This is a genomic window from Allobosea sp. TBD101, from assembly GCF_059817965.1.
In genome coordinates this window covers 345971-367500 of the sequence record NZ_CM187543.1, presented here as the reverse complement: position 1 = coordinate 367500, position 21530 = coordinate 345971, and the positions used below count along the sequence as shown (strand labels likewise).

The following is a 21530-nucleotide window of genomic DNA, read 5'->3' as shown; positions in this document are numbered from 1 at the left end:
GCCGAGATTTTGTCAGCGACCCTGACGGTGAACGGCGAGGCGCGCCGGGTCTTCCGCTACCAGGCCCCCGATGACGGGCTGATCGAGTATTTCGACGACGAGGGCAAATCGCTGAAGAAGTTCCTGCTGCGCAAGCCGATCGCCGATGGCGAGCTGCGCTCCGGCTTCGGCATGCGCTACCACCCGATCATGCGCTATTCGAAGATGCATACCGGCGTCGACTGGTCGAACCGGATCGGCACGCCGATCCTCGCCGCCGGCAACGGCACCGTGCTCAAGGCCGGCTGGTCCTCCGGCTATGGCAAGCACACCGAGATCCAGCACGCCAACGGCTATGTCACCACCTATTCGCACCAGTCGAACTTCGCCAACGGCATCGTGCCGGGCGCCAAGGTGCGGCAGGGCCAGGTCATCGGCTATCTCGGCAATACCGGCCTCTCCACCGGCCCGCATCTGCATTACGAGGTTCTGGTCAACGGCAATTTCGTCAACCCGATGAAGATCCGCGTGCCCCGCGGGCGCGAGCTCCAGGGCACGACGCTCGCCGAGTTCAAGCGCCAGCGCGACGAGATCCGCGGCCTGATCGAGAAAGCCGGCGGCACGCTCGCGCAATTGCGCTGAGCGCATGACGGCAAAGCGCTAGAACCTCCGCTCCGCTTCGGCTGCTTGACAGCGCTTCCGCAAGCGGACACCGCGGAGGCTGGCGTTCCTCTCTCGCGCGAGTTCCGAAGCCATGCTCGCTTCTCTCCTCGTCGTCCTGCCCGTTTTCGGGCTGATCGGCCTCGGCTATCTCGCACGCTGGAGCAAGCTCCTGCGCGAGACCACGGGCGAAGGCCTGTCGGATTTCGTCTTCGTCCTCGCCGTGCCTTGCCTGCTGTTCCGCACGCTCGCCAAGGCCGACATCCCCATGACACAGCCCTGGGGCTACTGGATCGCCTATTTCGCCGGCCTCGCCGTGGTCTGGGCGCTGGCGATGGTCATCGCGGCCAGGTTCTTCGCTCGGAAGGGGCCGGAACTCGTCGTCTCCGGCTTTGCCGCCGCGCAGTCGAACACCGTTTTCGTCGGCGTCCCCATGATCCTGAAGGCCTATGGCGATGCCGGCGCCGTGCCGCTCGGCCTGCTGCTCGCCGTCCATCTGCCGGTCACGATGACGGCGGCGACGCTGCTGGCGGAAGGGCGGTCGGCCTCGATCCCGCAATTGGTCAAGCGCCTGTTCACCCATCCGATCATCATCGGCATCCTGCTGGGATCGGCAGCCCGTCCATTCATCGCGTACATTCCCGAGCCGGCCTGGACGCTGGTCGATCTGCTGGCAGGCGCTGCCGTGCCCTGCGCGCTGATCAGCCTGGGCATCGCCATGCGCCGCTACGGCCTCGAATCCGGCCTCGCCCTGCCGGCGGTCCTCAGCGGATTGAAGCTCGGCCTGCATCCCCTGCTGGTCTATTGGCTGGCGACGCGGGTCTTCGAGATGCCCGCGCATTGGTCGGGCGTCGCCGTGCTGTTCGCGGCCTGCCCGTGCGGGATCAACGCCTATCTCTTCGCCGAGCGCTATCGGCAGGGCGTAGCCGATGCATCGAGCGCGATCACGCTCTCGACCCTGCTCTCCCTGTTCACCACAGCCGCCTGGCTGACTTTCCTCGGCGTCGGCTGAGGGGTTCAGGCGAAGCCGAGCTGCCGGCGGATCTCTGTCGCAGTGATCCCATCGGCGCGCAAATCCGCAAGGCCCTGCGAATCCCGGCTCTTGGCGAGCTTCTGCCCGTCGTCGTCGAGCAGCAGGCGGTGGAAGTGATAGAGCGGCGTCGGCAGACCGAGGAGGTGCTGCAGCAGGACGTGGACATCCGTCGCCGCTTCGAGATCGCGGCCGCGCACGACATGGGTCACGCCCTGCAGCGCATCGTCGACGGTGACCGCGAGATGGTAGCTCGTCGGCACGTCCTTGCGGGCCAGCACGACATCGCCCCAGCGTTCCGGCGCAGCCGGCACGGACCGCCGGGCATCGTCGGCATCGAAGACCGTATAGCTCAGCGGCAGCGCGGCCGCCGCGAGCGCCGCCGCCATGTCGAGCCGCAGCACATGCGGTTCCCCGGCCGCGATGCGCTGCGCCGCATTGTCGGAAGCGAGCCCCTTGCAGGAACCGGGATAGAGCGGCGCGCCATCCGGATCGACCGGCCAGGGCTGCCCGGTCGCGGTTTCCCGCGCCGCGACCGCATTGCGGATCTCCTGCCGGGAACAGAAACAGGGATAGACCAGCCCCCACCGGCGCAGCCTCCCCAGCGCTCCGGCGCAATCGTCGAAATGCTGGGATTGCCTGCGGAAGCCGGGCTCGAAACGAATGCCGAGCCAGGCCAGGTCGGCCTCGATCCCCTCGACGAGTTCCGGTCGGCACCGGGTCAGGTCGATATCCTCGATCCGCAGCAGCAGGCGCCCGCCGAACCGCCGGGCCAGCGCCTCATTGGTCAGGGCCGACAGCGCGTGGCCAAGATGAAGCCGCCCGTTCGGGCTCGGCGCGAAGCGGAAAACGGGTGGAGCGGGCTGCATCGATCCTGTCTAGGCATTGCGCGCATCTGCGCCAAGCCGCTCCCTGCTGACGAAAGCCGTCGCCTCTGCCATCGATACCCGGACCATGATCGAGAGAATCACATCAAACGCCGATCTCGAGGAAGGCATGGCCGCCCTCGTCGCCCTGCACCCGGACTGGCAGCCGATCGTCGCGCGCACCGGCCTGCCGCCCTTGCGGCTGCGCGAGGGCGGCTTTCCCGGCCTCGCCGCGATCATCGTATCCCAGCAATTGTCGGTCGCCAGCGCGCGCGCCGTCTGGAGCCGGTTCGCCGGGGTCTTCGTCCCGCTGACGCCAGAGCGCGTCCTGGCCGCGACCGATGACGACATGCGCCTGTCCGGCCTGTCGCGGCCGAAGCAGCGCACCTTGCTCGCGCTCGCGACCGCGCTGGTCGAGCGGCGCTTCACCTTCGAGGCGCTCGAACACGCTTCGCCCGAGGAGGTTCATGCGCAGATGACGGCGATCTCCGGCATCGGCCCCTGGACGGCCGATGTCTATCTGCTGTTCTGCCTCGGCCATCGCGACGGCTTCGCGGCCGGGGACCTCGCCATCCAGGAAGCCGCCCGCCACGCCTTCGGCCTCGCGGCCCGACCGAAGCCGGCCGAGCTTCAGGCCATGGCGGAAGCCTGGCGGCCATGGCGCGGCGTCGCGGCGCGGCTGCTCTGGGCGGACTACGCCCTGCTGAAACGCCGCGAGGGCATCAACGCCTGAGGCGCGTCGCATGTTTAAGAAGAGCGCGGGTCATCCCGGACGCAGCGAAGCGGAAATCCGGGATCCATGCCTGAACCTTTATCGGGACCGGTCCGGCATGGATCCCGGGCCAAGCCCGGGATGACGGCGTGTTTCCTCGTAAAAGCGAGAGGCGAGGAGACGTAATCCGAGATCAGCCCCGTGTGATCTTCAGCGCCGCCTGCGCGGCCGCCTTCAGCATCCCGGAATCGCTCATCACCGTGACCATGCGCGCGCCCATCTCGAGGCCCTGCTTGGCGCGCTCCGCCGTCGCGCAATAGAAAGCGACCGGCTTGTTCACCGCCGAGGCGCGGGCGACGACATGCTTGAGCGCCTCATCGACCTCGCGCGCGGTGGCATCGACCTTCGCCCCGCCGGACAATGCGATCGACAGGTCGGACGGCCCGACGAAGAGCGCGTCGATCCCGTCCAGCGCCAGGATGTCGTCGACGATCGCCATCGCCTCGCGCGTCTCGATCATCGCGAAGGTCATCGAGAAGCTGTTGGCGGTCTTGAGATAGCTGTTCTGGTCGAGGCCCGAGGCCCCGAGACCGCCATAGCTGCCCCAGCTGCGCTCGCCCATCGGCGGATACTTGGCATAGGCCGCGAAGCGACGCGCATCCTCCATCGTGTTGATCATCGGCGCGATGACGCCGGAGACGCCGCTGTCGAACAGCTTCGAGACGTTCTGGAATTCGCCGACCGGAATGCGCGCGATCACCGGCTTGCCGGCGGCGTTGATCAGCGGGATCGCGCGAATGACCTCGGCGAGTGTGATCGGCCCGTGCTGCATGTCGAGCGTGATCGCATCGAAATCCTCCTGCGCCAGGATCGCCGAGACGGAGGGGTCGGGCAAACCGCACCAGGCCGAGACGACGCTGTCACCCCGGGCGAAACGATCGGCGAGGGAAGCGAGGACGGTGGGCTTGGCCATGATGCGTTCATCCGTGTCTGGCCGCATTTCGGGCGTTGCGGCGGTCGATGCAGGTTGAACAGTGTCAGCCCGGAAAAGCAAACGGGCGCCCATGCGCCCGTTTCAAAGACGTCCTGCGTCAGCCGGGATGCGGCCGAAGGCGTGCGCTTAGCGCGCGGCCTGAATGTCGTCGGCCGCCTTGATCAGCAGCTCGGTCATCACCGTGCGGATCTCGGTATCGGTGATGGAGACGCCGGCAAGCGCGAAGTCGTTCTTGACCTTGCGCACCACGTCCTCGTCGCCGGCCTCCTCGAAATCGGCCACGACGACCGACTTGGCATAGGCCTCCGCATCGGCGCCGCTCTTGCCGAGCTTCTCGGCAGCCCAGAGCCCGAGCAGCTTGTTGCGCCGGGCCGTCGCCTTGAAGCGCAGCTCCTCGTCATGGGCGAACTTGTTCTCGTAGGCATCCTTGCGCTGGTCGAAGGTCGTCATGCGGCGTCCATGTCCTTGTCTGGGGAATATGTCACTCAACCATATAGGTTGCTCGCGAGGCGAGAGCCAGCCTCGATCAGGGTCTTCAGCGGTCTTTAAGCGTCCGGAGGCCTCCGGACGCCGATTTGTTGCGTTTGCGGCGCAGACACTCCATATAGCAGGCGCGAGGGCGCCCTTGGCGCTCCCGCTCACAACCGGCGCCGTTGCCGCCGCTGGATTCGCCTTGTGCGGCTCCGGCAAGCCGACGGCGAAGGACAAGAACAGATCAGGGGCCAGATCCCGCCGCGACCCCATCGCGTCCAGAGAAGGGCCAACCTTTGGATTTCCTCAAGCCACGGTACATACCCATGAATCGCCGCCGTCGCATTTACGAAGGCAAGGCGAAGGTCCTCTATGAAGGACCCGAGCCCGGTACGCTGATCCAGCATTTCAAGGATGACGCCACCGCCTTCAATGCCAAGAAGCATGAAGTGATCGACGGCAAGGGCGTGCTCAACAACCGCATCTCCGAGCACATCTTCTCGAATCTCAACGATATCGGCGTGCCCACGCATTTCATCCGCCGGCTGAACATGCGCGAGCAGCTCATCCGCGAGGTCGAGATCATCCCGCTCGAGGTCGTCGTGCGCAATATCGCCGCCGGCTCGCTGGCGACGCGGCTGGGCCTCGAGGAAGGCACGCAGCTGCCGCGCTCGATCATCGAGTTCTACTACAAGAACGACGCGCTGAACGATCCGATGGTCTCGGAAGAGCACATCACCGCCTTCGGCTGGGCGACGCCGCAGGAGATCGACGACATCATGGCGCTCGCCATCCGCGTCAACGACTTCCTCTCCGGCCTGTTCCTCGGCGCCGGCATCCGCCTCGTCGACTTCAAGATGGAGACGGGCCGGCTCTGGGAAGGCGAGATGATGCGCATCGTCGTCGCCGACGAGATCAGTCCCGATTCCTGCCGGCTCTGGGACATCAAGTCCAAGGACAAGATGGACAAGGACCGCTTCCGCCGCGACATGGGCGGCCTGATCGAGGCCTATTCCGAAGTCGCCCGCCGCCTCGGCATCTTGGGCGAGAACGAGAACCCCGGCCCATCCGGCCCGCGCCTCGTGCAGTGAAGGCCATCGCGGCGCCATTTTCGCGAATGACACGGGAGCGCATGCGCTCCCGTTTTCATGTCGCGGCCCTGGCTCTCGCCAGCAGCCTCCTGCTCGGAGCCTGCTCGCATCATTTCGGACCCGGCATCGCCGATCTGCCGGCTTCGCAGGGCTGGCAGCCCCTGCCGATCGGCTCCTGGGTGCTGAATGACGGGCTCGAAGCCCGCTCGATGGTGTTCTGTCCGCGCGACAGCTGCACGCGCCAGGGCTTTGCGGCGGTCGTCGCCCTCGGAGGCGGCCGGGCGCGCGACATGGAAAAGGCCCTGTCGGAAAGCCCGGCGAGCCTCGGGCAAGCCTTCGCTCAGCTCGCGGCTGCGAAGGCGGCCGAGCGCCGCAAGGCGCAGCGCAACCAGAAGAAGAAGCCGGAAGCGAAACCGGAGGCCCACAGCACCACCGATGTCGCTCGCATTGATTCGGCTGAAGCCAAAGGCGTTCTCGTCACCATCCGCTCGCTTGACACCGCCGGCCGCCAGGCTGTCACCGCGATCCTCTACGGCCGCGAGAGCGACCGTCTCGTGCTGGCGCTTGCCGTGAGCGAGACCGCCGAAGCCGCCCGCCGCGACGCCGAGGCCGCCTGGCGCAGCCGCTGATTCACGTGAAACGGTGGGAAACGGTTGAGCCCGCCCCGATTCGCCTCTAAAGCACCCCGTAACAATCCGCGTCCGGAGAACCCCATGAAAGCCCGCGTCACCGTCACCCTGAAGAACGGCGTGCTCGATCCGCAGGGCAAGGCGATCGAGGGCGCGCTGAAGTCGCTCGACATCGCCGGCGTGGAATCGGTGCGCCAGGGCAAGGTCTTCGATATCGAGCTCTCGGGCTCGGACAAGGCCGCCGCCGAGGCCGCCCTCAAGGCCGCCTGCGAAAAGCTCCTCGCCAATACCGTGATCGAGAACTACCGCGTCGAGATCGGAGCCTGAGCGATGAAAGCCGCCGTCATCACCTTTCCCGGCTCCAACCGTGAGGGCGACGTCGCCAAGGCGTTGAAGCAGGCCGGCGCCGAAGTCACCCATGTCTGGCACGGCGACACCGAGCTGCCGGCCGGGACCGATCTCGTCGTGCTGCCCGGCGGCTTCTCCTATGGCGACTATCTGCGCACCGGCGCCATCGCCGGCCGCGCCCATATCATGGACGCGACCCGCGCCCATGCCGCCCGCGGCGGCTATGTGCTGGGGATCTGCAACGGCTTCCAGATCGCCTGCGAAGCAGGGCTCCTGCCCGGTATCCTCGTGCGCAACGCCCATCTGAAATTCGTCTGCAAGCGCCAGTACCTCAAGGTCGAGCGCAACGATACGCCCTATACGAGCGCCTATGCCAAGGGTCAGGCGATCGATGTCTGCATCGCCCATGGCGAAGGCAACTACATCGCCGATGCCGAGACGCTCGCCCGCCTCGAAGGCGAAGGCCTCGTCGCCTTCCGCTATGCGGATGCCGAGGGCAATGTCACCCCGGCGGCAAACCCGAACGGCTCGCTCAACAACATCGCCGGCATCTATTCGCCCGGTTTCAACGTGCTCGGCCTGATGCCGCACCCGGAAAACCTGATCGATTCGCTGGTCGGCGGTACGGATGGGCGCGGCCTGTTCCAGAGCCTCGTCGGCTCCAAGCGCGCGGCCTGAGGCGCAGCCTTCCCTTCTCCCCCTGCGGGAGAAGGTGGCTCGGCAAAGCCGAGACGGATGAGGGGTCGCTCAGGCCTCTCCGGTTAGCGCACAACCGACCATAAAACGATTCAGCACAGCGCGCCCCCTCACCCCGGCCCTCTCCCGCAAGGGGAGAGGGGGTGGGTCGTGCCTTGTCAGCGCGCCTTCAGCGCCCGCTGCAGCAGCTTGCTCGCCGCATTCTGGTCGAGCGGCCCGACATGCTTGTCGAGGATATGGCCATCCGGCCCGATGACGAAGGTCTCGGGCACGCCGTAGACGCCCCATTCGATCGCGCCGCGCCCGGTCCGGTCGACACCGACCGCCGAGAACGGATTGCCGAGCGCACCGAGGAAACGGCGGGCATTCTCGGCCTCGTCCTTGTAGTTCATCCCGACCAGCGCGACCTTGCCCTGCTTGACGGCGTCAGTCTCGGCGAGGCCCATCAGCACGGGATGCTCGACGCGGCAGGGCGCGCACCAACTCGCCCAGACATTGACCAGCGTCGCCTTCCCCCCCGCGAGATCGGCACTGCCGAAGGCCGGCACCGGCTTGCCGTCCCGCTGCAGCCCGTCTAGCGGCGCAAGCGTGATCGCCGGCGCGACACGCCCGATCAGAGCCGAGGGCACCTTGCTCTTGTCGCCGCTGAACAGCCCGATGCCGAAGACGATGGCAAGCAGGCCGAAAATGATCAGCGGCGCGAGAAAAACCAGCGGCGAACGCCGCCGCGGCGTGACTTCGACCTGGCTCATGCCGCCTCCCGGCCCGAACGGCGACCGGCGCCGCGACGCTCCAGCGCATCGAGTGCCCGTTTCTGGGCGGCATGGTCGCGCAGGATCGCCAGCGTCAATCCGAGAAGGACGAGCGCCGAGGCGCCATAGGAAGCCAGGATGAAACCGGCATGCGGCCCGATTGCGTCCAGAAATCCGCTCATGCCGGCACTCCCTGCGCCGCCAAGCGGTCGAGCCGCTCGGCTTCGAGGATCGTCAGTGTCCGCACCCGCCTGCGCATGATCTCGGCGCGCATCGCAACCATGTGCATCGACAGCGCCATCAGCGTGAAACCGACCGCCAGGATCAGCAGCGGCCACAGCATCGCGGGATGGATCGTCGGCCCGCCCATGCGCAGCACCGAGGCCGGCTGGTGCAGGGTGTTCCACCAGTCGACCGAGAACTTGATGATCGGCACGTTGACGAAGCCGACCAGCGTCAGGATGGCGACGGCCCGCGCCGCGCGCGAGGGATCGTCGAGAACCCGCCAGAGCGCGACGATGCCGAGATAGATCAGCAGCAGCACGAGCATGGATGTCAGCCGCGCGTCCCAGACCCAATAGGTGCCCCACATCGGCTTGCCCCAGAGCGCGCCCGTGATCAGGCAGATCAGCGCGAAGCAGGCGCCGATCGGAGCGGCCGCCTTCTGCGCGACATCGGCGAGGGGATGGCGCCAGACCAGCGTGCCCAGCGCCGAAAGCGCCATCATCGAATAGAACATCATGGCGAGCCAGGCGGCCGGCACATGGATGAACATGATCCGGATGGTCTCGCCCTGCTGGTAGTCGGCCGGCGCCTTGAACCAGGCGAGGTACAGGCCAACAATGATCGACAATGTCGCGATCGCGGCAAGCCACGGCAGCAGCACGGCCGAGAAGCGCATGAAGCGCGTCGGATTCGCGAGGTCGATCAGGCTGGCCATGATGCCGGCGATGTCAGTTGCGGGGGCTTGAGCGCCATGGTGGCAGCTTTAGCAATCTCGACGGGTTCCAAGCAATGCGTGGGAGCTGGCTGCGACATCACGAACCGGAGGGGCATCGCTCAATCGGCCGAGCGCAGGGCCGCCGCCGCGGCCACGGTGCCGACCACGATCGCGCCCAGCGAAATCGCGCACAGGATCAGGAACGGCGTCAGGAAAGGCACGGTGCCGCCGACAGCAGCGTTGGCGGAGGACACCCCGAAGATCAGCACCGGCACCGTCAGGGGCGCGACCAGCACCGGCACGATCAGCCCGCCCCGCTTCAGGCTCGCGGCAAGCGCCGCTCCGCCCGCCCCGATGAAGCTCAGGGCCGGCGTGCCCACCAGAAGCGTCGCGACCAGCGGCAACACACCTTCCCCCGGCAACGCCACCAGCAGGCCGAGCAGCGGCGAAACCAGCGCCAGCGGCAAGCCCGTCGTCAACCAATGCGCCAACCCCTTGGCCAGAACCGCCAGTTCCAACGGCAAGGCCGAAGCCCGGATCAGGTCGAGCGAACCGTCCTCCTCGTCGCTCTGGAACAAGCGGTCGAGCCCGATCAGCACCGAAAGCAGCGCGCCGAGCCAGAGGATCGCCGGACCGATCCGTGAGAGCAGGTTGAGATCGGGCCCCAGCGCGAACGGCACGAGCACCACCATCGTCAGAAAGAAGACGAGCGCCAGCTCGCCGCCCCCGCCGGCCCGGCTGGCGACGGCAAGGTCGCGCTTCAGGATTGCGAGAAAAGCGCGCTTCATGCCCCGATCCTGACCTCGCGCGTGCCGTCGAGCCCGAGCGGGCCGTGAGTTGCGGCCAGGATCGCACCGCCCTGCGCGAGATGATCGCGCATCAATCCGGCGACCATCGCCTGCGAAGCCGTATCGAGCGCCGAAAGCGGCTCGTCGAGCAGCCAATAGGGACGGCGCGAGACCAGAAGCCGTGCCAGCGCGACCCGCCGCCGCTGCCCGGCCGAGAGATAGCCGGCCGGCAATTCCGCGGCATGGCCGAGCCCAACCGCCGCCAGCGCCTCGTCCGGGGTCGCTGCGGCATGCCCAAGCACATCCTGCGCGAAGGCGAGGTTTTCGCGCGCGGTCAGCGCAGTCTTGAGTCCGTCGCGATGCCCGACGAGATGCGCGATCTCCGCGAGATCGGCCTCGTCCTCCACGCCCTCCAGCCGGATGCTGCCGCCATCCGGCCTGAGCCTTCCGCAGAGCATCGCGATCAGGCTCGACTTGCCGGCGCCGTTACGGCCGGTCAGCGCGATGGCCTCGCCCGGGCGCAGCGCAAAGCTCAAGCCTTCGAAGATCAACCGGCCGCCACGGCGGCAGGCGAGTTCTTCAGCGTGAAGGCTGGTCGGGGGAAAGGAAGCGGGTTTCAAGGCAGCGCTGCCGCAGATACGTCCGAGCTCATTTCGTTCATCTAGCGCGCTTCTTGGAATTGCTCTATAGAACCCGCGGCTACGCCGCACGCCGATCCGGCGCGGGGCTCGGGCACTCCCGAGGCGGCGCGCGCGTCATGCGCATTAGGCCTTCGAACGGCATCGTCCGCAAGGGCAGTATCCCTTGAAGACATGTCGGTCGCGACCGCAACCCCTTGATCAGGATCAAGCCCGAATGGCCTCGCTCGACTCATTCAAAGCCCGCAAGACGCTCACCGCCGGCGGCAAGACCTACACCTACTACTCCCTTCCCGATGCCGAGAAGAACGGCCTGCCCGGCATCTCCAAGCTGCCCTTCTCGATGAAGGTGCTGCTCGAGAACCTCCTGCAGTTCGAGGACGGCCGCTCCGTCACCAAGGCCGATATCGAGGGCTTCGTCGCCTGGCTCGACGACAAGGGCACCGCCGGCAAGGAGATCGGCTTCCGCCCCGCCCGCGTGCTGATGCAGGACTTCACCGGCGTTCCGGCGGTGGTCGACCTCGCCGCGATGCGCGACGGCGTCAAGGCGCTCGGCGGCGACCCGCAGAAGATCAACCCGCTCGTGCCCGTCGATCTCGTCATCGACCACTCGGTCATCGTCGACGAGTTCGGCACGCCCAAGGCGCTCTCGCAGAACGTCGAGCTCGAATACGAGCGCAATGCCGAGCGCTACAAGTTCCTCAAGTGGGGCCAGGGCGCCTTCGACAATTTCCGCGTCGTCCCGCCCGGCACCGGCATCTGCCACCAGGTCAACCTTGAGTACCTCGCCCAGACCGTCTGGACCCGCAAGGAGACCATCGACGGCGTCGAGGTCGAGGTCGCCTATCCCGATACGGTCGTCGGCACCGATTCGCACACCACCATGGTCAACGGCCTCGCCGTCCTCGGCTGGGGCGTCGGCGGCATCGAGGCCGAGGCCGCGATGCTCGGCCAGCCGCAGTCGATGCTGCTGCCTGAGGTGATCGGCTTCAAGCTGACCGGCTCGCTCAAGGAAGGCATCACCGCGACCGACCTCGTGCTCACCGTCACCCAGATGCTGCGCAAGAAGGGCGTCGTCGGCAAGTTCGTCGAGTTCTTCGGCCCCGGTCTCTACAACCTGACGCTGGCCGACCGCGCCACCATCGCCAACATGGGCCCGGAATACGGCGCGACCTGCGGCTTCTTCCCGGTCGACAGCGAGACGCTGGACTATCTCACCACCACCGGCCGCACGGCCGAGCGCATCGCGCTGGTCGAGGCCTACAGCAAGGCGCAGGGCCTCTTCGCCACGCCTGAGACGCCCGACCCGGTCTTCACTGACACGCTCGCGCTCGATCTCTCCACGGTCCAGCCCTCGATGGCCGGCCCGAAGCGCCCGGAAGGCCGCGTCGATCTCTCCGCCGTCAAGGCCGGCTTCGCCGCCGCGATGGACACCGACTACAAGAAGGGCGCCGAGATTTCGCGTCGCGTTGAGGTCGAGGGCGAGGATTTCGATCTCGGTCATGGTGACGTCGTCATCGCCGCCATCACCTCCTGCACCAACACCTCGAACCCCTCGGTGCTGATGGCGGCGGGCCTGCTCGCCCGCAACGCCGTCGCGAAGGGCCTCAAGGTCAAGCCCTGGGTGAAAACCTCGCTGGCCCCCGGCTCGCAGGTCGTCGCCGAGTATCTCGCCAAGTCCGGCCTCCAGACCGATCTCGACAAGCTCGGCTTCAACCTGGTCGGCTTCGGCTGCACCACCTGCATCGGCAATTCCGGCCCGCTGCCAGCGCCGATCTCGAAGGCGATCAACGAGAAGGGCCTGATCGCGGGCGCCGTCATCTCCGGCAACCGCAACTTCGAAGGCCGCGTCTCGCCGGACGTGCAGGCGAACTACCTCGCTTCGCCGCCGCTGGTCGTCGCCTATGCGCTCGCCGGTTCCATCCAGATGGACCTGACGACGCAGCCGATCGGCCAGGGCTCGGACGGCAAGGACGTCTACCTGAAGGATATCTGGCCCTCCAACAAGGAGATCCAGAGCTTCATCCAGCAGAACGTCACCCGCGCCATCTTCGAGGCGAAATATGCCGACGTCTTCAAGGGCGACGCGCATTGGCAGGCGGTCAACGCCCCGACCTCGGAAACCTATGCCTGGGACGATGCGTCGACCTATGTGCAGAACCCGCCCTATTTCCAGGGCATGGGCAAGAAGCCGGCCGCGATCGGCGACATCAAGGGCGCCCGCATCCTCGGCCTGTTCGGCGACAAGATCACCACCGACCACATCTCCCCGGCCGGTTCGATCAAGGCCGCCTCGCCGGCCGGTCACTACCTGACCGAGAACGGCGTCGCGGTGGCCGACTTCAACCAGTACGGCACGCGCCGCGGCAACCATGAGGTGATGATGCGGGGCACCTTCGCCAATATCCGCATCCGCAACCACATGCTTGGCCCGAACGGTCGCGAGGGCGGCTACACCATCCACTATCCCAGCAAGGAAGAGCTGCCGATCTACGACGCGGCGATGAAGTACCAGGCGGAGAAGGTGCCGCTGGTGATCTTCGCCGGCGTCGAATACGGCAACGGCTCCTCGCGCGATTGGGCGGCGAAGGGCACCAACCTCCTCGGCGTCAAGGCGGTGATCGCCCAGAGCTTCGAGCGCATCCATCGTTCGAACCTGGTCGGCATGGGCGTCGTTCCCTTCACCCTGCAGGAAGGCACGAGCTGGGCCTCGCTCGACCTGAAGGGCGACGAGAGCGTCACCATCCATGGCCTGGCCAACGTCAAGCCGCGCCAGATGATGGAAGCTGAGATCACCTATGCCGACGGCTCGGTGAAGAAGGTGCCGATCCTCTGCCGCATCGATACGCTGGACGAGATCGACTACTTCAAGAACGCCGGCATCCTGCATTACGTGCTGCGCGGCCTCGCCGCGTAAGCCGGAAACGTAGCGACGAGACAGATCATGGCCGGCGCAAGCCGGCCATGACGCATGGGGGACGCCTCCCGGTTGTCCTCGCGCCCGCCGCAGTGTAAGGGGGCGGTTCAGTCATCCTCGGTGGCGACTTGGGGCAAGCGCAGGGCGATATCCCGCGCTCGGATGTCGTCCGCCATCACCGATACCAGACGGGAGCACCCGCAGCATGTCCGCCACGTTCGAGACGGTCGCCGGCATCATTTCCGAAACCTGCGATATTCCGCGGGAGAAGATCACCCCGCAGAGCCACGCGATCGAAGATCTCGGCATCGATTCCCTGGCCTTCCTCGACATCGCCTTCGCGATCGACAAGGCCTTCGGCATCAAGCTGCCGCTCGAGCAGTGGACGCAGGAAGTCAACGAGGGCAAGGCGCCGGCCGAGCAGTATTTCGTGCTCGAGAACCTCTGCAAGCGCATCGACGATCTCGTCGCCGCCAAGAAGGCGTAAAGCCTGCGCTTGAGGCCGCCGGGCTTGAGCCGGCGTCCCTCTCCCGATAGAGCATAGGGGCCGTCGCGCGGATCATCCGATCCGTGTCGCGGCCTTGCGCCGTTCTGGTGCCCAGCAGACCTAAGGATCGCATGCGTCTCGAATATTTCGACATGATCGACAGGGTCGTGACCTTCGATCCGTCGCAGAAGCGCATCGTGACGCGCTCCACCGTCCCCGCCGAGAGCCCGGTTTTCGAGGGTCACTTCCCCGGCCACCCGCTGGTGCCCGGCGTGTTGCTGACCGAGACCATGGCGCAGGCCTCGGGCTATCTCCTGCTCGGTCTCAACGGCCTCTCGCAGATGCCCTTCCTGATGACGGTCGACAAGGCGCGGTTCCGCACCTTCGTCGAACCCCGCACCGAGCTGGAAGCCAGTGCGGAGCTGATCATCGAGGGTTCCGGCTACGCCGCGACCAAGGTGAAGCTGACCAGCGAAGGCAAGCCGATCTGCGATGCCGAGCTGCGCTTCCGCCTGATGCCTTTCCCCGCCGATATGCGCGCGCTGATGCAGAGCCGCATCGCAGCTATCGGCCTGACACCGGAGCCTGCCCCATGAACCGCCGCGACGTGGTCATCACCGGCATCGGTATCGCCTCCAGCCTCGGCGAAGGCGTCGAGGCCCATGCCGCCGCGCTCGCCGCCGGCGGCCCGCCGGTCGTCGATACCGAGAGCTTCAAGCCCTATCCGCTCCACCCGCTGGCGCCGCTGGAGCTGGACAAGCAGATCCCGAAGAAATCCGACCAGCGCCAGATGGAACCCTGGCAGCGGCTTGGCGTTTACGCAGCCGGCCTCGCCCTCGATTCCGCCGGGCTGAAGGACGACACCGAGGCGAAGAGCGCGATGCAGGTCATCGTCGCCGCCGGTGGCGGTGAACGCGATCACGCCGTCGATGCGGCGATTCTGGAAGGCCTGCGCGGCGCCAACGAGCCCGGTGCCTTCCTCAACGAACGCCTGATGAGCGATCTCAGGCCGACGCTGTTCCTGGCCCAGCTCTCCAACCTGCTCGCCGGCAATATCGCCATCGTCCACGGGGTCACCGGCCCGTCCCGCACCTTCATGGGCGAGGAGCAGGCCGGCGTCGACGCGGTCCGCACCGCCCATGCCCGCATCGCCTCGGGCCAGTCCGACCTGATGCTGGTCGGCGGCGCCTACAATGCCGAGCGGCGCGACATGCTGCTGCTCTTCGAGCTCGGCGGCTATCTGCACCGCGACGATTTCAAGCCGGTCTTCGAACGCGAGGACGCTCCGGGCCTGATCACCGGCAGCGCGGGCGCCTTCCTCGTGCTGGAATCGGCCGAGCGCGCCGCCGCCCGCGGCGCCAAGGCCTATGCGAAGCTCAAGCATACCGGCGCCGCGCGCAGCCGCCGCGAGGCTGGCACGGTCCAGTCGGCCCTGACGACGCTGCTCGGCGGCTTCGGCCCGCTCAGTGGCGACGCGCTCGCCATCTCCGCCGCGACCGGCTGCGCCGGCATCACCGGCGAGGAAGCGGCTGCCATCGCCGCGGCCGCCCCTTCCGCCAAGCGCATCGCGGCCGGCGATCTCGTTGGCCATGGCGTCGAGGCGGCCTTCCCGGTTTCGGTGGCGCTCGCGGCAATCGCCCTGTCAGCCGGACAGGCCAGGGAAGCGATCGTCACCGGCGCCGGCCACTGGCGTGGCGAAGGCGCCGCGCATCTCGTTCAAGCGTGAGGGTAAAGCCATGACCACGCATCGCGACGCCAAGGGCCGTCCGCTCGTCGCCGTCACCGGGCTGGGCGTCGTCACCTCGCTCGGCCAGGGCAAGGACACCAACTGGCAGGCCCTGACGGCAGGCAAGTCAGGTATCCACCGCATCGATCGCTTCCCGACCGAGGGTCTGAAGACCAGCATCGGCGGCACCGTCGATTTCCTGTTCGACGGCCCGTTCACTGCCCCCCAGCTCTCCGAGAAGCTCGCGACGCTCGCGGCCGAGGAAGCTGTCGGCCAGAGCGGCATCGGCGCCGACGGCGATTTCCCCGGCGAGCTCTTCATGGCGGTGCCGCCCGTCGAGATGGAATGGCCGCAGAAGCAGGAGATGGCCCAGGCCACCTCTGGCGAAGCCGATTACGACGGCCTGCTGCGCACCGCCGCCACCGGCAAATTCCGAGCGATGCACGAGCTCTTCGTCTTCGGCGGCGTCGCCGACCATATCGCCGACCGGTTCGGCACCAAGGGTTCGCCGATCTCGCTCTCGACCGCCTGCTCCTCGGGCGCGACCGCGATCCAGATGGGCGTCGAGGCGATCAGAAGGGGCGATACCCAGGCCGCTCTCTGCATCGGCACCGACGGCTCGATCCATGCCGAGGCGCTGATCCGCTTCTCGCTGCTCTCGGCCCTCTCGACCCAGAACGACCCGCCGGAAGGCGCGGCCAAGCCGTTCTCGAAGAACCGCGACGGCTTCGTCATGGGCGAGGGCGCCGGCGCCCTGGTGCTGGAGGACTACGACCATGCTCTGGCACGCGGCGCGACCATCTTGGGCATCGTCGCCGGCTGCGGCGAGCGCGGCGACGGCTTCCATCGGACACGCTCGAGCCCGGACGGCAAGCCGGCCATCCTCGCCATGCAGGATGCGCTCGCCGATGCCGGTCTGACGCCTGACGATGTCGACTACATCAACGCCCACGGCACTTCGACGCCGGAGAACGACAAGATGGAGGCGATGAGCTGCGCCGCCGTCTTCGGCGAGCGCATGGCAAGCCTGCCGATCTCCTCGAACAAGTCGATGATCGGCCACACGCTGACGGCGGCCGGCGCGGTCGAGGCGGTGATCTCCTTCATGACCATCGCCAACGGCACGATCCCGCCGACGATCAATTATGTGAACCCCGATCCGGCCATCGCCATCGACGTCGTGCCGAATACGGCACGCAAGGCGAAGGTCAGGACGGTGATCTCCAACTCCTTCGGCTTCGGCGGGCAGAACACCTGCCTCGTGCTGACGGCGCCTCCGGAGGCTGCATGACCAAGATTCTCGTCACCGGCGGCGCCAAGGGCGTCGGCGCGGCGATCGTGCGCGCGCTCGCAGCCGCCGGCCACGATGTCGACTTCACCTTCCGCTCCTCTGCCGACCAGGCGAAGGCGCTGGCGGAGGAAATCGCCGCCAGCTGTCCCGGCCGCGCCATCACGGCGCTGCCGCTCGACCTCTCCGACAAGGAGGCGCTCGACGCCTTCTGCGAGGCGCGCGAGGGCGAGAGCTATTTCGGCCTCGTCCACAATGCCGGCCAGCCCTATGATTCGCTGGCCGCAATGATGGCGCAGGACAAGGCCGAGGCGGCGATGCAGGTCAATTTCTGGGCCTTCACCCGCCTCGCCAAGAGCCTGATGCGCACCATGATCCGCGCCCGCGCGGGACGCATCGTCGCGATCGGCTCGGTCGCAGCTTTGCGCGGCAATCCCGGCAACGCGGCCTATGCGGCCTCCAAGGGCGCGCTGATCTCCTATGCCAAGACGCTTGCGGTCGAGACCGGCAAGCGCGGCGTCACCGTCAACGTGATCGCGCCGGGCTTCGTCGACACCGACATGATGGCGCCCTACGCCGCCTATCGCGACAAGATGCAGGCGCAGATCCCCGCCGGCCGCTTCGCCAAGCCCGAAGAGGTCGCCGGCCTCGCCGCCTTCCTGATGAGCGAGCCCGCCGCCTATATCAGCGGTACCGTGCTGCCGATCGATGGCGGCCTGACGGCGCAGCTCGGCGTGCATCGCTGAGTTCGACCAGGGCCGCCGTTCATGCTATGGTTCACCTCGAACCGGAGTGAACCGACATGACGGCAGCCTTCACCATCCGCCTCGACGACGAGATGCTGGCCAAGCTCGACGCGCTGGCCGCCGACACCGACCGCTCGCGCAACTGGATCGCGGCCAAGGCGATCCAGGACTATGTCGAACTGAATGCTTGGCAAATCCAGCGGATCAAGGAAGGCATTGCCGAAGCCGATCGCGGCGAATTCGCGACGGATGAGGAAGTCGCGGCGGTGTTCAATAAATACAAGGCCATGGCCGAGTGAAGCTCATCTGGACGAAGCGCGCGCTACGCGAACTCGATCAGATATTTGCGTTCGTCGCGCGGGATAGCCGATCTGCTGCGACAGCACTGGTCGATCTGGTCGAGAAACGATCCGCGATGCTCGTCAGCCACCCGGAGATCGGGCGGCCGGGCCGGAGCGATGGGACCCGCGAACTCGTCCTCACTGGAACGCCCTATATCCTGCCCTACCGCGTCCGCGACGGCCGCGTCGAAATCCTCGCTGTGATTCATACCTCCCGGCAGTGGCCGGACCAGCTCTGAAAGAACTCGAACCCTCATGCGTTCCCTCCAACTCCATGGCGACCGTGACCTCCGTCTCGAGGAGATCGAGCCGCCGCCGCCGCCCGCTCCTGGCGAGGTGCAGATCCGTATCAAGGCAGTCGGGCTCAACTATCTCGACCTCTGGGGTTTCCGCGGCATGGCCTTCGCCAAGCGCAAGATGCCGCAGGCGGCCGGCGTGGAGGCGGCCGGCGAGATCGTCTGCGTCGGCGAGGGCGTCACTGGCTTCGCACCCGGCGACACCGTCACCGCCTATGGCGCCGATACCTGCGGCCAGTGCAAGGCCTGCCGCGAAGGCCGCGACAATCTCTGCGAGAACGTCGCCGGCATCATGGGCTTCCATATCGACGGCTTCGCCCGCGAACTGCTCAATCGTCCGGCTCGCCTCACCATCAAGGCGCCCAAGGGCGTCTCCTTCGAAGATGCGGCCTGCGCGCCGATCGGCTTCGGCACGGTCCAGCACATGCTCTTCGACAACGCGAAGCTGGAGCCCGGCGAATCCGTGCTCGTCCATGCCGGCGGCTCCGGTATCGGCACGGCCGCGATCCTGATGGCCAAGGCGATCGGCTGCACGGTCTATACGACGGTCGGCGATGACGAGAAGGGCGCCAAGGCCAAGGCATTGGGCGCCGACCACGTCATCAACTACCGTGAGGACCGCTTCGAGGGCGTCGTCCGCAAGCTCACCGGCCGCAAGGGCGTCGATGTCGTGTTCGAGCACGTTGGCGCCGACACCTGGAACGGCTCGCTGCTGTGCCTGAAGCGCGGCGGCCGGCTCGTCACCTGCGGCGCGACCTCCGGCCCCTCGGCGACGATCAACCTGATGCAGCTCTTCCAGCAGCAATACCGCATCACCGGCTCCTTCGGCTGCCGCATCGAGAACATCGCGCAGTCGCTGGAGAAGATGGCCGGCGGCATGAAGCCGGTGATCGATTCGGTCTTCCCGCTTGCCGAATTCGAGAAGGGCCTCGCCCGGATCGAGGGCCGCAAGGTCTTCGGCAAGGTCGTCATCGCCTTCTGACCGGGAGCTGTTTCCCGCCAAGGACTTGACGCGGGCGGCTTCCTGCCCCAGATCGCCCGTTCAAGGCCCGGTCTTGCTCTCGGCACGGGCGATCTAGAGCATTTTCAAGCGAAGTGGGCACCGGTTCGCGTGAAGAAAATGCGACCAAACAAATGGGCGGAGCAGGTGTGCGTTGCGCAGCAACGCGGACTTGCTCTGAGGCAGGACCGACCTTGAGACGATTGAAGGCTATCGCCGCGCGCGCCGGCGCCGCGGTGATGATCGGCGTGATCCGCGCCCTGTTCGCATTCCTGCGCATGCTCGGCCCCGAGCGTGCCAGCGATCTCGGCGGCTGGCTGCTGCGCACCGCAAGCCCGCTGATCCCGGTCAATCGCGTCGCGCTGGCCAACATCCGCGCGGCCTTTCCCGAGAAGGACGAGGCCGAGGTCAAGCGCATCGCGCGCGGCGCCTGGGAGAATCTCGGCCGCGTCGCCGGCGAATACGCCCATCTCAAGACGCTCTTCGATTACGACTACCTCAACCCCGACAAGCCCTCGCGCGTCGAGGTCGCGGGGATCGAGCACTTCATCGCGCTGAAGGACGACGAGAAGCCCGGCCTGATCTTCTCGACCCATCTCGCCAATTGGGAGCTGCCGGCGATCTGCGCCCAGGCCTACGATCTCGAAACCACCGCCGTCTTCCGCGCCCCGAACGACCCGGCAATCGCTGCCGTCGTCCACGAGATCCGCTCCGGCACGATGGGCGGGCTAGCCGCTGCGAAGCAGGGTGCAGCCTTCGCCATGCAGGGCGTGCTGGAGAATGGCGGCCATCTGGGCATGCTGATCGACCAGCATTTCACACGTGGCGTCGTGGTGCCGTTCTTCGGCCGCCCGGCCTTGACCAACCCGATCATGGGCAAGTTCGCCAAGCGCTTCGAATGCCCCGTCCATGGCGTACGCGTCATCCGCCTGCCGAACCACCGCTTCCGGCTCGAACTGACGCCGCCGCTCGATCTGCCGCGCGACGCCAATGGCGAGATTGACGTGCAGGGCGCAATGGCGATGATGACGGCCGTGGTCGAGGGCTGGGTGCGCGAGTATCCCGAACAATGGCTCTGGATGCATCGCCGCTGGCGGCCCAATATGATCTCGGCCGTTGCGCGCGACGCCTTTGATCACGCCAGCGCGACCGTGCCCGTTTTCAAGGCAACGTGATTTCCCTCGCAAGCCGATTGCGGGCTTTGGTAACCTCCGGAAAAGACGTCACCCGCAGAGTCCCGATCATGTCCTCTCGCCCGCGCCATCTCGCAGCGACCGTTGCCGCCTTTGCCTTGGGCATGGCGGCCGCTCACGCGCAGACGCCGGCGAAGGCACCCAGGGCGGTCATCGAGCTCTTCACCAGCCAGGGCTGCTCCTCCTGCCCGCCGGCCGATGCTCTGGTCGTCGAGCTGGCCAAGGATCCCGAACTGATCGCCCTGACCCTGCCGGTGACCTATTGGGATTATCTCGGCTGGAAGGACACGCTCGGCAAGGATTCCTTCGCCCGGCGCCAGAAATTCTACGCCAAGGCCCGGGGCGACGGTCAGGTCTACACGCCGCAGGTGGTGATCAATGGCGCTGCCCACGCGATCGGCTCGGAGCGGGCGGAGATCGAGAAGGCGGTTAACCAGTTCGCGGCAACCGGCTTCGCCGCCCGCATCGCCTTGAAGGAAGAGAACGGCGCTCTCCAGATCAAGGTCGCCCCGACCAGCGGCGAGAGCGAGGCCACGGCCGGCATCTGGGTGCTGCCGACCACGCATCAGGCAGCGGTGCCCATCACGCGCGGCGAGAACCAGGGCCGTACGCTGTCCTATGCCAATGTCGTGCGCGGCATGGTGCGTGTCGGCGACTGGACCGGCAGGGAAACGACCGTCACCGCCCCGCTTTCGGCGACACAGGCGCCGGAGGCCGATGGCTATGTCGTCGTCGTCCAGGCCGAGCGCCCCAACAAATACGGCCACATGATGCCCGGCGCGATTCTTGGCGCCGCGAAGGGGTTGGCCAAGCGCTGAGCGTTTTCCGCTCCACCGAGCGGTGTGGACGATGACCGGGTTGCCCCGGTCGCCTGCTTTGTCATTCCGGGGCTTCGCGCAGCGAAGAGCCCGGAAACCACGACAGGGTGAGACATTCTATACC

Annotated in this window: 26 protein-coding genes (1 of these 26 cut by a window edge); 18 read left to right on the top strand and 8 right to left on the bottom strand. The window is 66.9% G+C overall.

The annotated features are described in order from the left end of the window. Positions 1-621, top strand: partial view of a peptidoglycan DD-metalloendopeptidase family protein gene (locus AC6RIC_RS01845; protein WP_454654472.1) — the 3' portion only. 1404 nt of this gene lie to the left of the window's left edge; 621 of the gene's 2025 nt are visible here — the last part of the coding sequence; its start codon lies beyond the left edge, outside the window; the stop codon is at positions 619-621. Between the two features lie 112 nt (positions 622-733). Next, entirely contained in the window at positions 734-1651 is a 918-nt protein-coding gene (locus AC6RIC_RS01840) for an AEC family transporter (protein WP_454654471.1), read from the top strand. A 5-nt stretch (positions 1652-1656) separates the two neighbouring features. Here AC6RIC_RS01840 and gluQRS read toward each other — a convergent pair whose 3' ends face one another. Beyond that, complete coding sequence (gluQRS, locus tag AC6RIC_RS01835; RefSeq protein ID WP_499734871.1) at positions 1657-2538, bottom strand: tRNA glutamyl-Q(34) synthetase GluQRS; 882 nt, start codon at positions 2536-2538, stop codon at positions 1657-1659. Between the two features lie 85 nt (positions 2539-2623). Between gluQRS and AC6RIC_RS01830 the strand changes: the two genes are divergently transcribed. Then, the gene (locus tag AC6RIC_RS01830) at positions 2624-3268 is read left to right on the top strand and encodes a DNA-3-methyladenine glycosylase family protein (protein WP_499734870.1); all 645 of its coding nucleotides are present in this window, start codon (positions 2624-2626) and stop codon (positions 3266-3268) included. A gap of 172 nt (positions 3269-3440) precedes the next feature. On the opposite strand, the gene AC6RIC_RS01825 is transcribed toward AC6RIC_RS01830, so the two are convergent. Both AC6RIC_RS01825 and AC6RIC_RS01820 read right to left on the bottom strand, forming a co-directional pair. Beyond that, positions 3441-4220: an HpcH/HpaI aldolase family protein gene (locus tag AC6RIC_RS01825; RefSeq protein WP_454654468.1), complete on the bottom strand. Its 780-nt coding sequence runs from the start codon at positions 4218-4220 to the stop codon at positions 3441-3443. A 147-nt stretch (positions 4221-4367) separates the two neighbouring features. Beyond that, on the bottom strand, positions 4368-4691 hold the full coding sequence (locus AC6RIC_RS01820) for a DUF1476 domain-containing protein (RefSeq protein ID WP_499734869.1): 324 nt from the start codon (positions 4689-4691) through the stop codon (positions 4368-4370). A 317-nt stretch (positions 4692-5008) separates the two neighbouring features. On the opposite strand from AC6RIC_RS01820, the gene purC reads away from it, so the two are divergent. From purC to purQ, 4 genes are all read left to right on the top strand, one after another. Beyond that, entirely contained in the window at positions 5009-5803 is a 795-nt protein-coding gene (gene purC / locus AC6RIC_RS01815; RefSeq protein ID WP_257735084.1) for a phosphoribosylaminoimidazolesuccinocarboxamide synthase, read from the top strand. 41 nt (positions 5804-5844) lie between these two features. Further along, on the top strand, positions 5845-6432 hold the full coding sequence (locus tag AC6RIC_RS01810; RefSeq protein ID WP_499734868.1) for a hypothetical protein: 588 nt from the start codon (positions 5845-5847) through the stop codon (positions 6430-6432). An 84-nt stretch (positions 6433-6516) separates the two neighbouring features. Beyond that, positions 6517-6759 carry a phosphoribosylformylglycinamidine synthase subunit PurS gene (purS, locus tag AC6RIC_RS01805; RefSeq protein ID WP_061966532.1) on the top strand — a complete coding sequence of 81 codons (243 nt, stop codon included), beginning with the start codon at positions 6517-6519 and terminating at the stop codon, positions 6757-6759. 3 nt (positions 6760-6762) lie between these two features. Continuing rightward, positions 6763-7458, top strand: a complete 696-nt coding sequence (purQ, locus tag AC6RIC_RS01800; protein ID WP_499734867.1) for a phosphoribosylformylglycinamidine synthase subunit PurQ — start codon at positions 6763-6765, stop codon at positions 7456-7458. 176 nt (positions 7459-7634) lie between these two features. Here the strand turns inward: purQ and AC6RIC_RS01795 are convergent, their stop codons facing one another. From AC6RIC_RS01795 to ccmA, 5 genes are all read right to left on the bottom strand, one after another. After that, positions 7635-8228, bottom strand: coding sequence for a DsbE family thiol:disulfide interchange protein (locus tag AC6RIC_RS01795; RefSeq protein ID WP_499734866.1), 594 nt, complete (start codon positions 8226-8228; stop codon positions 7635-7637). Next, on the bottom strand, positions 8225-8410 hold the full coding sequence (gene ccmD / locus AC6RIC_RS01790) for a heme exporter protein CcmD (RefSeq protein ID WP_454654460.1): 186 nt from the start codon (positions 8408-8410) through the stop codon (positions 8225-8227). Before ccmD ends, AC6RIC_RS01795 begins: the two co-directional genes overlap by 4 nt. Further along, positions 8407-9168: a heme ABC transporter permease gene (locus AC6RIC_RS01785; protein WP_499734865.1), complete on the bottom strand. Its 762-nt coding sequence runs from the start codon at positions 9166-9168 to the stop codon at positions 8407-8409. Before AC6RIC_RS01785 ends, ccmD begins: the two co-directional genes overlap by 4 nt. Before the next feature lie 119 nt (positions 9169-9287). After that, positions 9288-9956, bottom strand: coding sequence for a heme exporter protein CcmB (gene ccmB / locus AC6RIC_RS01780; protein WP_454654457.1), 669 nt, complete (start codon positions 9954-9956; stop codon positions 9288-9290). Then, the gene (gene ccmA / locus AC6RIC_RS01775) at positions 9953-10576 is read right to left on the bottom strand and encodes a heme ABC exporter ATP-binding protein CcmA (protein WP_499734864.1); all 624 of its coding nucleotides are present in this window, start codon (positions 10574-10576) and stop codon (positions 9953-9955) included. Before ccmA ends, ccmB begins: the two co-directional genes overlap by 4 nt. A gap of 235 nt (positions 10577-10811) precedes the next feature. Here ccmA and acnA point away from each other — a divergent pair, with 235 nt between their 5' ends. The 11 genes from acnA to AC6RIC_RS01720 all read left to right on the top strand — a co-directional run bounded on the left by acnA (position 10812) and on the right by AC6RIC_RS01720 (position 21406). Beyond that, complete coding sequence (gene acnA / locus AC6RIC_RS01770; RefSeq protein WP_454654455.1) at positions 10812-13511, top strand: aconitate hydratase AcnA; 2700 nt, start codon at positions 10812-10814, stop codon at positions 13509-13511. Between the two features lie 205 nt (positions 13512-13716). Continuing rightward, on the top strand, positions 13717-13998 hold the full coding sequence (locus tag AC6RIC_RS01765) for an acyl carrier protein (RefSeq protein ID WP_047580420.1): 282 nt from the start codon (positions 13717-13719) through the stop codon (positions 13996-13998). Between the two features lie 131 nt (positions 13999-14129). Next, positions 14130-14594, top strand: a complete 465-nt coding sequence (locus AC6RIC_RS01760) for a 3-hydroxyacyl-ACP dehydratase FabZ family protein (RefSeq protein ID WP_454654453.1) — start codon at positions 14130-14132, stop codon at positions 14592-14594. Further along, positions 14591-15724, top strand: a complete 1134-nt coding sequence (locus tag AC6RIC_RS01755; RefSeq protein ID WP_499734863.1) for a beta-ketoacyl-ACP synthase — start codon at positions 14591-14593, stop codon at positions 15722-15724. The genes AC6RIC_RS01760 and AC6RIC_RS01755 overlap by 4 nt, the downstream gene beginning before the upstream one ends. A gap of 10 nt (positions 15725-15734) precedes the next feature. After that, the gene (locus AC6RIC_RS01750) at positions 15735-17015 is read left to right on the top strand and encodes a beta-ketoacyl-ACP synthase (RefSeq protein WP_499734862.1); all 1281 of its coding nucleotides are present in this window, start codon (positions 15735-15737) and stop codon (positions 17013-17015) included. Continuing rightward, positions 17012-17758, top strand: coding sequence for an SDR family oxidoreductase (locus AC6RIC_RS01745; RefSeq protein ID WP_499734861.1), 747 nt, complete (start codon positions 17012-17014; stop codon positions 17756-17758). The genes AC6RIC_RS01750 and AC6RIC_RS01745 overlap by 4 nt, the downstream gene beginning before the upstream one ends. Positions 17759-17814: 56 nt before the next feature. Further along, positions 17815-18057, top strand: a complete 243-nt coding sequence (locus AC6RIC_RS01740) for a CopG family ribbon-helix-helix protein (RefSeq protein ID WP_454654447.1) — start codon at positions 17815-17817, stop codon at positions 18055-18057. Then, entirely contained in the window at positions 18054-18338 is a 285-nt protein-coding gene (locus AC6RIC_RS01735) for a type II toxin-antitoxin system RelE/ParE family toxin (RefSeq protein WP_454654445.1), read from the top strand. The genes AC6RIC_RS01740 and AC6RIC_RS01735 overlap by 4 nt, the downstream gene beginning before the upstream one ends. 16 nt (positions 18339-18354) lie before the next feature. Then, a complete protein-coding gene (locus AC6RIC_RS01730) occupies positions 18355-19377 on the top strand; it encodes a zinc-binding dehydrogenase (protein ID WP_091862509.1) in 1023 nt (340 codons plus the stop codon). Positions 19378-19634: 257 nt separating this feature from the next. Continuing rightward, complete coding sequence (locus AC6RIC_RS01725; protein ID WP_499736538.1) at positions 19635-20570, top strand: lipid A biosynthesis lauroyl acyltransferase; 936 nt, start codon at positions 19635-19637, stop codon at positions 20568-20570. A gap of 68 nt (positions 20571-20638) precedes the next feature. Next, positions 20639-21406: a DUF1223 domain-containing protein gene (locus tag AC6RIC_RS01720; RefSeq protein WP_499734860.1), complete on the top strand. Its 768-nt coding sequence runs from the start codon at positions 20639-20641 to the stop codon at positions 21404-21406. Positions 21407-21530 lie beyond the last annotated feature (124 nt).